17 protein-coding genes are annotated in these 15107 nt (G+C 39.0%); 13 read left to right on the plus strand and 4 right to left on the minus strand.

The window, feature by feature from the left end:
- Positions 1–294: 294 nt before the first annotated feature.
- From LV92_RS04110 to LV92_RS04135, 6 genes are all read left to right on the plus strand, one after another.
- Positions 295–1857 (plus strand): T9SS type B sorting domain-containing protein, encoded by a 1563-nt coding sequence (locus LV92_RS04110; protein ID WP_111622396.1) that lies wholly within the window; start codon positions 295–297, stop codon positions 1855–1857.
- A 138-nt stretch (positions 1858–1995) separates the two neighbouring features.
- Positions 1996–2874: a cell division protein FtsX gene (locus LV92_RS04115; protein ID WP_111622397.1), complete on the plus strand. Its 879-nt coding sequence runs from the start codon at positions 1996–1998 to the stop codon at positions 2872–2874.
- A 9-nt stretch (positions 2875–2883) separates the two neighbouring features.
- Positions 2884–3150: a DUF3098 domain-containing protein gene (locus LV92_RS04120; RefSeq protein ID WP_111622398.1), complete on the plus strand. Its 267-nt coding sequence runs from the start codon at positions 2884–2886 to the stop codon at positions 3148–3150.
- Between the two features lie 3 nt (positions 3151–3153).
- The gene (locus tag LV92_RS04125; protein ID WP_111622399.1) at positions 3154–3939 is read left to right on the plus strand and encodes an undecaprenyl-diphosphate phosphatase; all 786 of its coding nucleotides are present in this window, start codon (positions 3154–3156) and stop codon (positions 3937–3939) included.
- A complete protein-coding gene (gene truB, locus LV92_RS04130; RefSeq protein ID WP_111622400.1) occupies positions 3939–4634 on the plus strand; it encodes a tRNA pseudouridine(55) synthase TruB in 696 nt (231 codons plus the stop codon). The genes LV92_RS04125 and truB overlap by 1 nt, the downstream gene beginning before the upstream one ends.
- Before the next feature lie 77 nt (positions 4635–4711).
- Complete coding sequence (locus tag LV92_RS04135) at positions 4712–5449, plus strand: hypothetical protein (RefSeq protein WP_111622401.1); 738 nt, start codon at positions 4712–4714, stop codon at positions 5447–5449.
- Here LV92_RS04135 and LV92_RS04140 read toward each other — a convergent pair.
- Together LV92_RS04140 and LV92_RS04145 are read right to left on the minus strand one after the other, a co-directional pair.
- Positions 5426–6049, minus strand: a complete 624-nt coding sequence (locus LV92_RS04140; RefSeq protein ID WP_111622402.1) for a thioredoxin family protein — start codon at positions 6047–6049, stop codon at positions 5426–5428. The two genes, LV92_RS04135 and LV92_RS04140, sit on opposite strands and share 24 nt — an antisense overlap.
- 119 nt (positions 6050–6168) lie before the next feature.
- Complete coding sequence (locus LV92_RS04145) at positions 6169–7104, minus strand: YitT family protein (RefSeq protein WP_111622403.1); 936 nt, start codon at positions 7102–7104, stop codon at positions 6169–6171.
- A gap of 242 nt (positions 7105–7346) precedes the next feature.
- On the opposite strand from LV92_RS04145, the gene LV92_RS04150 reads away from it, so the two are divergent.
- The 6 genes from LV92_RS04150 (at position 7347) to LV92_RS04175 (ending at position 12015) form a co-directional block, all read left to right on the plus strand.
- Entirely contained in the window at positions 7347–7859 is a 513-nt protein-coding gene (locus tag LV92_RS04150) for a rhodanese-like domain-containing protein (protein ID WP_111622404.1), read from the plus strand.
- Positions 7860–8019: 160 nt separating this feature from the next.
- Positions 8020–8631, plus strand: a complete 612-nt coding sequence (locus LV92_RS04155) for a TIGR04282 family arsenosugar biosynthesis glycosyltransferase (RefSeq protein ID WP_111622405.1) — start codon at positions 8020–8022, stop codon at positions 8629–8631.
- A 6-nt stretch (positions 8632–8637) separates the two neighbouring features.
- A complete protein-coding gene (locus LV92_RS04160; protein ID WP_111622406.1) occupies positions 8638–9453 on the plus strand; it encodes a purine-nucleoside phosphorylase in 816 nt (271 codons plus the stop codon).
- An 84-nt stretch (positions 9454–9537) separates the two neighbouring features.
- Positions 9538–10503, plus strand: coding sequence for an arsenosugar biosynthesis arsenite methyltransferase ArsM (gene arsM, locus LV92_RS04165; protein WP_111622407.1), 966 nt, complete (start codon positions 9538–9540; stop codon positions 10501–10503).
- A 62-nt stretch (positions 10504–10565) separates the two neighbouring features.
- Positions 10566–11321: a DUF547 domain-containing protein gene (locus LV92_RS04170; RefSeq protein ID WP_111622408.1), complete on the plus strand. Its 756-nt coding sequence runs from the start codon at positions 10566–10568 to the stop codon at positions 11319–11321.
- Positions 11308–12015, plus strand: coding sequence for a TIGR04283 family arsenosugar biosynthesis glycosyltransferase (locus LV92_RS04175; RefSeq protein WP_111622409.1), 708 nt, complete (start codon positions 11308–11310; stop codon positions 12013–12015). The genes LV92_RS04170 and LV92_RS04175 overlap by 14 nt, the downstream gene beginning before the upstream one ends.
- A gap of 6 nt (positions 12016–12021) precedes the next feature.
- Here the strand turns inward: LV92_RS04175 and LV92_RS04180 are convergent, their stop codons facing one another.
- Positions 12022–13068 (minus strand): N-acetylmuramoyl-L-alanine amidase family protein, encoded by a 1047-nt coding sequence (locus LV92_RS04180; RefSeq protein WP_245946253.1) that lies wholly within the window; start codon positions 13066–13068, stop codon positions 12022–12024.
- 159 nt (positions 13069–13227) lie between these two features.
- A complete protein-coding gene (locus LV92_RS04185) occupies positions 13228–14229 on the minus strand; it encodes a glycoside hydrolase family 113 (RefSeq protein ID WP_111622410.1) in 1002 nt (333 codons plus the stop codon).
- A gap of 203 nt (positions 14230–14432) precedes the next feature.
- On the opposite strand from LV92_RS04185, the gene trmB reads away from it, so the two are divergent.
- Positions 14433–15104, plus strand: coding sequence for a tRNA (guanosine(46)-N7)-methyltransferase TrmB (gene trmB / locus LV92_RS04190; protein ID WP_111622411.1), 672 nt, complete (start codon positions 14433–14435; stop codon positions 15102–15104).
- Positions 15105–15107: the final 3 nt, after the last annotated feature.

Genomic DNA, 15107 nt, shown 5'->3' on the forward strand with positions numbered 1-15107 from the left:
GGCCTAAGATGAAGATTATAGTGGTAAGAATATATAAATTAGGAATTGTTTCAAGCAGGCTACAACAACATCCCTTCCAGCCTTTTTCACACCTTAAAAATAAATCTAATGAATACCCTAGCCCCAAGGATAAGTGGCATGCTACTGAAAAAAAATGTTACAATAAAGGCCGGCCTGACTGGAACGGGCCGGCAAGCCCTGGAGAATTAAACCCTCTATAAGGGATTACAAGCGGCAAAATGACATGTCAACGGTACAAGTTGCTCATTTGTCTCAAAATATATAACTTTCAATATGAACCATTTCTCAGGACAACTGTGTATTAAACTAATTATAGTAGTTTGCTTTTACAGCAATTTTGTTCATGGAGAATTTAGGCATAACACAATACACACCAGCCTGCCCCTATTTTCGGCATGGGATGAAACCGAAAGCAACCAAGGCAGTATTTCTCCACACGCACTCGCATATTCCCCTCATAAAGAGCAAACAATTACAATCCCAAAAACGTTGAATACTGTTGCCCAAAATTGCCGCGTTCAGACTGTCGTGTACGATGAATATGGTAATACTAGTTTTCCCCGCTGTGAAACAGCGCCTCCTACCAGTATAAGACTTCAAGTACATTCTACAATCATTCGTTCAAACCCTCAACAAACAGAAAATTTTGAATATGTCAATAAATGGCAGCAAAGTACAGATGGTAGAAATTGGGAAAACGCAATTAGTAATGTACCAGGACTCGGCAACCAATATATTATTCCATCGTCATCGACCAATTATCGCTTTTATAGGTATGTATTAATCGATGAAGAATTACCTGGCTCTTTATGTAATTTTGATTATCAAGTATACGAGATTTTTAACGTACCCCAGCCCGACCCTCCCCTGAGCCTTGGAAATATAGACGCTTGTAGATCCGAAAACAGGATGCTAACTGTAAGCATAGATGAAGAAGTGGAATGGTATGAAGATTTAACAGTGGATTGGTATGACGAACCCATAGGCGGTAATCTGTTGCTTGCCAACAGTGCCACTCTTTTGGCTCTAACATCGGGCACTTATTATGCTGAAGCTCGGGCTTTGCCCGCCCCTTTGGGACCACCGGTCCCTGGCTCCTTCGTTCACGATCCCGATTCCATATTAAGTTGTTCCTCCAGCCAAAGGACAGCCGTATCCATTATTGTACACGACGACCCCCCAAAACCAACAGATGAAACCCTGAGTTTCTGTGAAAATACGACCATTACCTTGTCCTCCGACACAAGTAATGTAGACTATGAGTGGAGTACCGGCGAAACTACCTCTGATATTAATGTTAGTATTCCCGGAATCTATACTGTTACACTAACCAATGGCAGCGGCTGTTCTACTACGAAAACCATTACCCTAAATCAAATTGAAGCGCCTAAAATAAAAACAGCCACTTCGGAGGAATACACCCTTACCATAATCATGGATAATAATGGGGATTTTGAATATTCCCTAGATGGTTATAATTACCAAGACGATAATCAGTTTACCAATACTGAGGGCGGATTATATACCCTCTTTGCCCGTGAGAAAAACAACTGTGGTACAACAAATCTCCCTTATGTTCATTTGGTAATCCCCAAATTTTTTACCCCTAATGGAGATGGTATACATGATACTTTCAAGATTAGTGGGGCCGAAAATTTAAAACCGGCACAATTAAGTATTTTTGACCGCTATGGCAACCTTTTAAAAACCACCATGAACAGTCCTTTCGAATGGGATGGCAGTTATAATGGGCGAGAACTTCCCGCCTCTGATTATTGGTTTCAATTTAAAGTTAACAACAACATAAAAAAAGGCCATTTCGCCTTAAAAAGATAATTCTAGTAAAAAGAAGAGGTTTTCAAGAGGCCAAATGAAACCGCTAGACCATAGTACAGCTTCTAATTAGTAAGGAAAGGAGCCTCTGCTATTTTTAATTCAATTTACTTTCCTATTTTTACATATTGATTTTCAACTATGAGTACATCTTTTGAACGTTTTCAAAAAAGAAAGCTTATCTCCTCTTATTTTTCAGTAGTCCTAAGTATTGGATTGGTACTTTTTCTATTGGGTATATTGGGGCTTTTGGTGCTAAACACCAAAAAACTGGCCGATCATTTTAAGGAACAGATCACCATATCCGTCTTTCTTAAGGACAATGCCAAAGAGGTGGAGGTTGATCAATTGCAAAAAAGTTTGGCTATGGCAGAATATACCAAAAAGGCCACCTATGTATCCAAGGAACAGGCAGCGGAACAACACAGTGAAGAAATTGGAGAGAATTTTTTGGATTTCTTGGGGTATAACCCCCTTAAGAATTCCATAGACGTGCAACTTAAGGCCGATTATGTGTCTACAGAGAAAATTGCCGAAATAGCAGAGGAAATATCGAGCAGGGACTATATTGAAGAAGTGAGCTATGACAAACCCTTGATTACCCTTTTAAACGATAACGTAAAAAAAATAAGTTTCTGGATATTGGTTGCCAGTGGTATTTTCACCTTTATCGCCGTGCTATTGATCAACAGTTCCATTAGACTATCCATTTACTCCAAACGCTTTATCATAAAAACCATGCAGATGGTTGGGGCCACCAAAACTTTTATCCGCAGACCTTTTATTTGGACCAACATTAAATTGGGTGTTCTTGGGGCGGTAATAGCCTTAATTGCACTAGGCTTTGTAATATACTATGTAAATATAAATTTTCCTGAGCTGAACCTTTTTCAGGATCCGGCAATTCTAGTATTTCTTTTTGCAAGTGTCTTCTTTTTAGGGGTCCTGATTTCCTTTATAAGTACATTTTTTGCAACACAACGTTTCTTAAATCTTAGAACAGACGATTTATATTATTAACTTTGCGGCATGAGTAAAAAACAAAACAATAATCAACTACAAAAGCCTAGACAGGAATTTATTTTTCAGAAAAAAAATTACCTTTTTATGTTTATTGGCCTGGCCTTGATTAGCCTAGGGTTTATCCTTATGAGCGGTGGCGGAAGTGACGATCCCAATGTTTTTAATCCTGAAATCTATAATTTCAGAAGAATACGCTTGGCCCCAACATTGGTATTGATTGGGCTGGGGATAGAAGTCTACGCCATTCTGTTGAATCCGCATAAGAAGAAATAAATTTTGGATATATTAGAGGCTATTATTCTTGCCATTATTGAAGGTATAACCGAGTATTTACCGGTTTCTTCAACTGGACACATGATTATTACTTCTTCCTTTTTTGGTATAGCTCAGGAAGATTTTACGAAATTGTTTACAATCGTTATCCAAATGGGCACCATACTTTCTGTTGTGGTACTTTACTTTAAGCGATTTTTCCAAAGCATTGATTTTTACTATAAACTTTTGGTCGCTTTTATTCCTGCAGTGGTCTTGGGCCTACTCTTTAGTGATGTAATAGACGCCTTACTGGAAAGTCCAATTGTAGTTGCCATTTCTTTAGTTATAGGGGGGCTGATACTACTTAGAGTGGACGAGTTATTCGGAAATTCAGAGAACACCGACATTTCATACGCCACGGCTTTTAAAATTGGCCTCTTCCAGTGTTTGGCAATGATTCCTGGCGTGTCCAGAAGTGGTGCCAGTATTGTTGGAGGTATGACCCAAAAATTATCCAGGACAGCAGCAGCAGAGTTTTCATTCTTTCTGGCTGTGCCGACCATGCTGGGGGCAACCCTTAAAAAAAGTTATGATTATTATAATGCCGGCTTTACTCTTAGCACCGAACAAATAAATTTATTGATTATAGGTAACGTAGTTGGTTTTGTAGTGGCCCTTTTCGCAATTAAGACCTTTATTGGGTATTTAAGCAAGCACGGTTTTAAGGTTTTTGGCTACTACAGAATCATAGTGGGCATCGCAATCATTGTCATACATTATTTTATAAGTCCGCTAACGGTAATCTAATGACAAAGGAAGACTTTTTAGAAGGGCAGGTATTACTGATAGACAAACCGCTTGGTTGGTCATCCTTTCAGGCTGTTAATTCCTTAAAATGGAAAATTAGAAAGAAATTTCAGCTAAAGAAAATTAAGATTGGCCACGCCGGGACCCTTGATCCATTGGCGACAGGATTATTACTTATCTGTACTGGAAAAGCTACCAAGACCATAAACGAACTACAGGGTCAAGAAAAAGAATATACGGGCACTATAACCCTAGGCGGTACAACGCCTTCCTATGATCTGGAAACGGAAATAAACGAAAACTTCCCCGTGCATCATATTACCAATGAATTGATCCACAGCACCACTGCCCAATTTATTGGGGATATAGAACAAATTCCACCCGTTTTCTCGGCCCTAAAAAAAGACGGCAAAAGACTTTATGAATACGCAAGGGAAGGCAAGGAAGTGGAGATTAAAAAAAGAGGGGTCACTATCACAGAATTTGCAATTACCGCTATAGAACTGCCAATGGTTCACTTTAGGGTAGTCTGTAGTAAAGGCACCTATATCAGGTCTTTGGCCCATGATTTTGGAAAAGCCCTGCAATCCGGAGCGCATTTATCCTCGTTGAAAAGAACCAAAATAGGTGATTACAACGTAAATAAAGCCATAACCCCCGAGGAATTTGGTAAATTACTGCAAATCGACAGTTAAATTTCGATATTAGAAGTGGTAACCTAACCGTTCGTCGATAATTTGAAATATTTTTGATAAAACGTGGTTATATCACTATGAATTTAAACCGTAAACAACTTTCTTTCTTAATAACATTCTTTTCCATGGCCTTGGTAGTGTTGGGATTATACAACATCCACTTGGGACAGGAAGAAAAAGAAGAGTATGTTATTGAATTAAGTTTGTTGGAAGAGGAGGATCTGGAAAAGCAAATTGAGGAAGAATTAAAGGACATGGAGGAAATGGCCAAGGCAGATCCCGTTAAAAGTCATATGGCCTATAATGAGGCCAATAAACCAAGTTTTGGCAACCCCGAGCCCCTCAAAACCCTAGAGGAAATAATGGAGGAACAAGAGCTGTCTTCCGATAGTGACGACCCTACGGACTTCCTTAGCTCCGACTCCGAATATGCTGCAAGAGTAAAAGAATTAGCAAAGAGAAGAAGGGAAAAACAAGAATTATTGGGAGAAAAGGAAGCTAGTAAAGAAGTAATGACCAACAATTTGGCCAAAAGAAGGACTTCTATTTCCTACTCCTTGGTAGACAGAAGGCATACCAGCCTTCCCATACCTATTTACACCTGTATAGAAGGGGGCAAAGTAGTGATTAACATTAAGGTTGACGCATTAGGAAAGGTCATAGAAGCCGATGTAAACAAAAAAAGTTCCAGTACCCTGAATGGTTGCCTAGTAGATAATGCCATTGAATATGCCTTAAAATCCAAATTCAATGCCGGAGAAAAGGTTGAACAAATGGGCACCATTACCTATCTATTCCAAGAAAAGCAAAGATAAAAGGTCGCTCACCGTATTTTGTCCCTTGTCCTTATTGTACCAGAGCTGTAGATCCTGTTTAAATTCTGCCGTCAACTTCCCATATTTACTTTTGTAGTCTTGCACCATTTTGGCAGCTATTGAAGGTCGGGAACCCCATTCCCCAACAACCTTGCCCGTAGTATCATCAATGGAAATCAATTTTGGAATGGCCATAGCCCCATTGGACAAAAACTGCTCCATTAGCTCCAGGTTTTCATCGCGCAATACAAGTCTTAACGAAATATTTTTATTTAATTCTGCAATCTTATTCATTACAGGTAGAGTTTGGGCGGCATCGCCACACCAACTTTCGGTAAGCACCAACCAAGTAGATTTTTTAGCTACCCCTTTAATTTTGGCTTCGGAATCAGCGTCGATCTTAATGGTCTTGTCCAAACGTTTCATTCGTTGATCGTTTAGACGTGTAAAATCACTCAATTCCTGACTTTCTATTGATCCAGTGGATTTTCCCTCTAAAGCTAAATTGGACATCATTAATCGGTATTCCACATAACCCATAGACGATCTTAAACCCTCCCGAACCAATTCTTGTTTGCTTTTCTGTACTGTTTGTTCCATAAAATGGTAATACTATTTATTCCAAAATTAGCCCTTCTTTGGGCAGCAATTGGTAACAATAGTTACATTGGTAGTTTTACTTCAGCAATACTTACATATCCAATTAGTAATAAGAAATATTAGTGGTTCAAGGCCCGTTTTTTGATCATCCCGCCTTTAGTGTCATTTATACTATTCATCACAACAAAAGCATTTGGGTCTATCTTTTCCAGTTCGGTGTTTAATTTACTAATCTCCAATCTGGTAATTACCGCATAAATAATGTCGTATTCATTATGGACACCACTTTTGCCGTAACCCCCATGACCCTTATAAATGGTAAGACCCCTTCCCAGTTTTTCCGTAATCATAAGTCTGATCTCCTCACTGCGAGCAGATATAATGGTAACCCCGGTATATTCCTCGATCCCATCTACCACGAAATCCAAAGTTTTTGAAGCTGATAAATAGGTCAACATGGAATAAAGTGCTGTTTCCAAAGAAAGGAAATAGGCAGCGGCCAAGAATATGATAACATTTATCACTATAATATTATCCCCAATTTTGGTCCTTAGTTTCCTGCTCAAATAAATGGCGAGTACCTCGGTGCCATCCAAGACACCACCTCCTCTAATGGAAAGACCAATTCCTGCCCCCAGGAAGAAACCTCCAAAAACTGCTACCAAGAGTTTGTCCTCGGTTACTTCTGGGAAGTGTACCGTGGCCAAAACTATGGCCAGGCCAATAATTGCCAAAGAGGCCTTGATTGCAAATTGTTTGCCTATCACTTTATAACCAAGGAATATAAATGGAATATTTACAAGAATAATCAATATATATAAGGGTATAGCCGAAATTTCGGAGATCAAAAGTGAAATTCCCGTAGCCCCTCCATCAATAAAGCTATTGGGCAATAGAAAACTCTCCAAACCAAAGGCAGCAGAAAAAATACCAGCTATTATAAAGAGGGCATCATGTATGTCGGCAAAAATCCCAACCCTAAACCTCCGGGATTTTTTCCAATAGGAATAGAGGTTGGTTCTAAAGTCATGATTCTTTTTCTTTTTATCGGGCATATTCTAAAATTAAAACAAGATTTGTTAATAGCAAAGACAGATTATAACGGTGCTTTCCAAAAAAAAATTTCAATGTTTTAAAAGAAAACAAACTGCGCAATTACGGAACCGTGAAATTAAAAAATCAAATTTTAATAATGGAGATCCCTTAGGTCTTAAATAAAATTAATTTCTAGCCCACCGATTCTCCCATAAGCTTATGTTATCAATGTACTATCTTTACAATATGATTATAACTTCCCATGAAATATCTATTCCAAATACTCATAAGCCTTTTTTGCCTTTACGGACTGCACGGTCAAAGTAAGATAGACCAGGCTTTAAGGATATTCAACAATAACAGTGTGCCATATATAACAGCGGAAAGATTAACAGGAAATACCCGGTTTCTACTCTTGGACACCAGAGAAAAAGAGGAATTTGAAGTAAGCCATCTCGAAAATGCTGTCTGGGTAGGGGACAAAATATCCGATTTGGATAGGACTTACAATATTGTTCCGGAAAAAAATACACCCATTGTACTATATTGCTCAATAGGCATACGTTCTGAAGACATAGGGGAAAAGCTGATAAAAAACGGATATACCGAGGTCTACAACCTCTATGGTGGTATTTTTGAATGGAAAAATAAGGGTTTACCTGTGTATGATTCCTTTGGACAAAAAACGGATCGGATTCATGCCTATAACAAGCACTGGGGCAAAATGCTGAACAATGCCACTAAAGTATATGGGCACAGAAAACACAACAACTAATTGCCGACCTTGCTAAAAGGCATCAATCCACCCTAATGGGCAGAACAAGGGCGTACCACATCAAATTCTCAATTTCTAGCCTAGAATTAAGTAATGAACACCAACCCATAACGACCATTAAGACCAAGCCCATTACATAAAAAGATATTCAACAGTCAAAATGAACCATCCTAGAGACTTACTTATCATATTTACACGTAACCCCGAACTGGGCAAGTGTAAAACTAGATTGGCGGCAACAGTGGGCGACGAGATTGCCCTTAACATATATAAGTTCTTACTTGATCACACCAAGAATATTACGCAAGACTTAAATATTGGAAAATGGGTGTACTATTCTGATGATATTTGGGAAAATGATATTTGGGATAAATCCTTTTATGAAAAAAAAGTACAATCCGGCAATGACTTGGGAGAGCGCATGTCCAATGCCTTTATTGACGGATTTAATGCAGGCTATGAAAAAATTATTATTATTGGCAGTGATATGTACGATTTAAACGAAAATGATTTATTGGAAGCTTTTCATTTCCTAGATCAACATGATTATGTAATAGGACCTGCTATTGATGGCGGCTATTATTTATTGGGGATGAAAGTCTTGAGCCCCGCTCTATTTAAAGGTAAAACCTGGGGCACCGATACGGTGTTGGAAGCTACCTTACAGGATTTGAAAAATAAAAACTACAGCCTGTTGGCTCCTAAAAATGATATTGACTATTTTGAAGATATCAAGGATATTGAAATCTTCCGAACCTTTTTAAAAAATTGAAATTATATGACGGGTAAACTACTTAAGGAATCTACTGATTATCTTATCGGAAAAGGCTTCGAAGCCCCTGAAATTGGCATTGTACTGGGAACAGGTTTGGGCAGATTGGCAGATGAAATTGAGAATCCTATAGAAGCACATTACAACCATATTCCCTATTTTCCCTTGGCCACCGTAGAATTCCATTCGGGTAAATTGATGTATGGAATATTGGAAGGTAAAAAAGTGGTAGTGATGCAGGGCAGATTCCACTATTATGAAGGATATGATCTTTTGGATGTTACTTATCCTATTAGGGTAATGCAAATGCTGGGTATAAAAAAACTATTTATCTCCAACGCTGCCGGGGCCATAAATCCGGGTTTCAAAAAAGGGGATATAATGCTTATTGAGGACCACATTAACCTTCAAGGTGGGTCTCCGCTAGCATTTAAAAACGTAAGCCAATTTGGAGATCGTTTTACGGATATGAGCGAACCATATGACATTCCGATGCGTAAAAGTTTGGAGAAAATAGCCAAAAAGGAAAATATAATCCTGCGGAAGGGGGTCTACGCCTCCGTTGTAGGGCCCCAACTGGAAACCAAGGCAGAATACCGAATGCTAAAAATTATCGGCGCCGATGCCGTAGGCATGAGCACGGTGCCAGAGGTAATCGTGGCCAATCATCTAAAATTGCCGGTAGTGGCCGTATCCGTGCTAACGGACGAATGCGACCCAGACGATCTAAAACCCGTCAATATTTCCGAAATCATTGCCATTGCAGGGAAAACGGAACCAAAAATGATAAAATTATTTAGGGAATTGATCAAGGTATTATAATTAGTAGTGAGTAGTGAGTAGTGAGTAGTGAGTAGTGAAGAAAGAAAATTATAAACCTGATGACAAACTTTTAAGCATACAGACATGAGTTATTTAGAAGCAACAAATGAATTATATAAGAATGCCGCATTGACCCCCGATGTTGGACTGTGTTGCACCACGAATCCAATTTGGCAGTTCCCAGGTTTGTCCATTCCTAAAATTATGCAGGAGATGAACTACGGTTGCGGAAGTACGGTTTCTGCCCAGGATCTGGTCAACAATCCAAAGGTGCTATATGTAGGGGTCGGAGGCGGAATGGAGCTGTTGCAGTTTTCATATTTTTCCAGACAAAATAGCGGGGTAACAGGGGTGGATGTTGTGGATGAAATGCTGGAGGCCTCCAAAGAAAACTTCAAAATAGCGGAACAGGAGAACCCATGGTTTAAGAGCGAGTTTGTAAACCTCGTGAAAGGGGATGCCCTAAACCTACCTATTGAGGATGAAAGTATTGATGTTGCGGCACAAAACTGCCTGTTCAACATCTTTAAGACGGAAGATTTGAAGAAAGCGGTTGCGGAAATGTATCGTGTATTAAAACCTCAAGGAAGACTGGTTATGAGCGACCCCATATGTGAGCAGCCCATGAACGAAACCCTGCGTAACGATGACCGACTAAGGGCTTTATGTTTAAGCGGAAGTATCCCCTTGAAAGAATATATAAAGGTTTTGACGGATGCCGGTTTTGGAACCATTGAAATTAGGGCGCGAAAATCGTACCGTGTGCTCTCTCCCAATCACTATCCTACAGACGAGTTGATCTTTATTGAGTCTATTGAAATAGCTGCGATAAAAGACCCTATACCCCAGGATGGCCCCTGCATTTTTACGGGAAAAACAGCCATTTATTACGGTGATGAAGAATATTTTGATGACAAAAACGGCCATGTACTAATGCAAAACCAGCCTTTGGCGGTATGTGACAAAACCGCAGCTGACTTGCAAAAAAGCAATTCCGAAATCCATATAAGCAACAGTACATGGCACTATAATGGTGGGGGCTGCTGTTGATAATACACAGGATGTAAGGTTTAATGAATTGGGCCCACTAATTAGAGGTAAATAGTACTACCATGCACATCAAATTATCGATAATACTGATCCTGCTACTAACTAAAAGTGTTATTAGTTTTGTCCCTACACCAAGTTCTAATGAAAATTTTGCCATCGATATGGTATGGCAATTAGATCATTCCAAATGGGATATTTTACTCAAAAAGCATGTAGACAACACAGGAAATGTTGACTATAAAGGCTTTGCCAGAGATATCGATGCGCTTCAGGATTATTTGGATTATTTGGCCAAGAACAGTCCAACGGACAAGGCACCCAAACCCGAAAAGCTTGCTTATTACATTAACTTTTACAATGCCGCTACCGTAAAACTTATCTTGGACAATTATCCTACCAAAAGTATTAAGGACATCAAAAATCCATGGGGGAAAGATATCGTGCAAATGGGTAGTTCAAAGATTTCTTTGGGCGATCTGGAACACAAAATATTGCGCAAAATGGACGAACCGCGAATTCATTTTGTCATTAACTGCGCCTCTTATTCCTGTCCCAAATTATTGAACACAGCTTTTACTGCAGCCAATCTGGAAAAACTCTTGGAACAGACGGCCATAGATTTTATAAATGACCCAAAAAGAAATGTGTTAACAAAAGAAAAAGCCTCCCTGTCCGAAATTTTTAACTGGTACAAAAAAGATTTCACCCAAAATGGTTCCTTAATAAATTACCTTAACAAGTATGCCTTTCAAAAATTGACTTCCGATACCAAAATAAGTTATTTGAACTATAACTGGGGATTAAATGAAATTGAGTAATTCCATATCTCTAAGCATAGTAATCCCAACCCTAAATGAGGCTGACGGTATTGGTGATTTGTTGGAGTATATAAAAGCAAACAGCAGCCCCAAGAATATCAAGGAAATAATTGTAGTGGATGGCGGTAGTACGGACGGCACCCCGATCTTGGCAAAAACTTTGGGAGCAAAGACCATAAGCTCAGAAATGGGGCGTGCCAAACAAATGAACAAGGGCGCGGAATTGGCCACAGGCCATGTCCTTTACTTTTTGCATGCGGACACTTATCCGCCAAAAGACTTTGACGTTTTTATTCTAAATGCAGTACATCACAATATATCTTCGGGTTGCTTTAGGATGAAGTTCGATACCTCCAAAAAATTTTTACGATTCTTTGCCTGGTTCAGCAGAATAAATAACCGACTATGTAGGGGTGGTGATCAATCCTTATTTATTCTCAAAGACCTTTTCAGAAAGACTGGTGGTTTTAATGAAAAGTATATTATCTACGAGGATACGGAATTTATTGCACGTCTTTACAAAACAACAAAATTCAAGGTATTGCCTCAACATGTAGTGACTTCGGCCAGAAAATATGAAGAGATTGGAACCTTTAAATTGCAGTATCATTTTGGGATAATCCACCTGAAGAATTTACTGGGTGTAGGCCCCGACCAATTGTACCGTTATTACAAGAAAAATATTGCCTCTTAAATATCCCTAATTTCTATTGTCAAAATCCAACAACACCCCTTCCGAAATCCATTTGGCAAGGGCTTGTCTATTGTCCGGGTCCAAGATTCGCTTTTGGTCCTTTTTGTTCTTAATGTTCCCGATTTCTATATAGGCCATGGCCGGCAAAGTATTTTTAACCAAATACAGTCCACTTCGATCTGCAAAGGTTCCTTCATAATTTCTGTTGGGTTGATATAATTGATATTTTTTCAAAAAAGTCTCATGGATACTTTCTGCCAAACGCTTTCCATTCTTACTGTTCTCATGATGATAGAAAAACACGTCTATATTCTGGCCCCTGCTTCGGCTATCCACATGCGTCACTATTAGCCGTTGATATTTACCAGCATTTTCCTTATAGAGTTTGTTCACTATATCAACACGCTGCTTTAACCGCAATAATTGGTTCAAAGGTATCTCCTCATTGGGATAGGCCACCTCGTCTCTATCTATTTCCAGAACGCGCTGATCCCTTATGCCATCATTGGAATCCCTAATGATAATGTAGGTCTTGGCCCCGTGGGATATAAGCTCCTTGGCCAATCGTAACGTAATATCGTAGGCATACTCGTCCTCAGCTATAATTTTGTCCTCATATTTTTCAATAGCACCTGGATCCGGCCCGCCGTGACCTGATATTAAATAATAAATGGCACCCTGTAACTTGGTACTTTTTATTTCCGTGGAAGCGTAATCCTTACCAAAAATATCATCGTTGAGGATATTGGATACCGTTTTAATTTCGGTAGACTTTTTTATTATGGATTCCTCTATTGGAACAGTATCTACTGGTACGGGAGGTATAAAGTATTCCCGACCCTCATAAAGATGCATGCTATCCCTTAAATTATCCTGGTTAAGATCAACAAAATGTCCGTAGTGCCTAACCGGATTCATCCCTTGCTTCCTGAGAATGGAATAAATACCATCTCCCCTTTCCGCGATTACGGTTTTAATCGAAGTTTGGGAAATTAAAGGGAGCCATATTAAAGCCCCGATCCACGATAAAATAAAAGTTCTTTTGGCAGACACGATATATATTTTGTACAAATATTATCAAAAATACTGCCCATTTCCAAAAACAATCCAAAATGAAGGAATTCTAGGACTGCACAAACCAATAATTTAGGCATAATCCTTACAATCCATTAAAAAATAAAACAAAGACTGGATAAATTGGGAATAGGGGCCTTAATATATATTGTAAAAACTCTTTATTACCTCTTGTGCAGGTTTATTTTGGGGGGTAAATCGATTGTCATTTATTCCGCCGGCCTTTTCATGATCTATAAACCATTTCCAAACAAATCCGCCTGCAAACCAATCTTCTTTCCAAAATTCTTCAAAAATGGCCTTGGTTGCGTTCGTTTGGGCCTCAAGATTTACGTCGTCCTGGCTATGGTCTACCAACCAAGGCTTTTTGGCAGTATAATTATTGCTCCTATATCCGTATTCCGTGAAAATAATGGGTTTATTCTTGGCCACGGACAATGATCTTATTTTCTCCTTGTGTGGTTGCCAGCCCTTTCTTAATTGCTCCACGGTGGGAGTTTTCTCATCGCTCAGCGGAAAGTAGGCATCTATCCCAATAAAATCCAAATCTTCCCAAAACGGGGTTCTTCCATATTCGTCCCAATTGGCCGCATAGGTAAGTTTACCTTTATAAACACTCCTGATCTTTTTGATCAGTTCCCTCCAGTATTCCGGCCTGTGACTAACAAATTGCTCCAACTCGGTCCCAATACAAAATGCATCCGCCTTTGTTTCCTGCGCTAGTGAAACATAAGCCATAATGAATTTCTGATAGGACTCCTCCAGAGCCCTCCAGTTTACTTCCGAATTCATTTTTAAATTACCTGTAAACGCGCCTCTAGAAATCCAAATCTGGGGTTTCAACATTACTTTTAAACCATTCACGTGCAAGATGTCAATATATTGTCTAGCCCCAGTCCTTGTTTCCCCGAACCATTGTCTTGAAGTGTCGAATATTATTTCTGGTGAGTCTGCATCCCTAATAAATCCAAAGGGCATAACTGCCGCGCATTTAGCGTTTACATTCCTAACAGCGTCTACATGTTCTTGAGCTACCTTATCCCTAGAGGCAACAAAACTTACGCCATTAAATTTCTCCATTGCCTGGCCACTACAACCAAGTTGCAACAGCAATAAGAAAAGAAGTCCTAATTTTTGCATTTATATGGATTATAGCTCTAATTTACTTCTTTTCCTGTTCATTATAAAAATTAGCTGGTTAACTGGTGTTAAATGTTGGGCTCGACGTTTACAATTTATGCCTCCCCATTAATTACGGATAACATTAAACAACGAACGACCACTTCCTAAGAAACAAATTTAGATTTCATTAGCTTTGCCAAAATTTAAATTATAAATCAACGGTGGGAAGTAAGAACAAGCTGAAGCGATTCAAGGAGAATGAAACTTTTAGAAATGTAATTCAACCCACTAGGGAAGAAATTACAAAGGGTTCGTTTTTACAAAAGGGAAAATGGAATGAATTTTTCGGCAATGACAATCCTTTGGTTTTGGAATTGGGCTGTGGCAAAGGCGAATATACCATCGGGATGGCCAAGCAAAACAAAAATAAAAACTTTATTGGAATAGATATCAAGGGAGCCCGCTTTTGGCGAGGTGCCAAAACGGCCATTGAAGAGAATGTAACCAATGCTGCCTTTTTAAGAACCCAAATAGAACTAATTGACGGTCTTTTTGCCCCTGATGAAGTTTCCGAAATTTGGATTACCTTTCCAGATCCCCAAATAAAATATAAACGTACCAAGCATAGACTTACCAACGATGTATTTTTGGAAAAGTATAAATTGATTTTAAAGGAAGATGGTACAGTAAATCTAAAGACCGATAGTGAATTTATGCATGGCTATACCTTGGGCCTTTTACATGGTAAAGGTTATGAAGTGCTCTATGCCAATCACGACATCTATAAAAACGAAGGTAGCCCCAAGGAGGTGTTGGAAATACAGACTTTCTATGAAAAACAGTATCTTGAAAAAGGAAAACCAATAACCTATATCAAATTTAGAATAAGGTAAACC

Origin of the sequence: Arenibacter echinorum (assembly GCF_003259375.1) — a bacterium.
Taxonomy (GTDB): domain Bacteria; phylum Bacteroidota; class Bacteroidia; order Flavobacteriales; family Flavobacteriaceae; genus Arenibacter; species Arenibacter echinorum.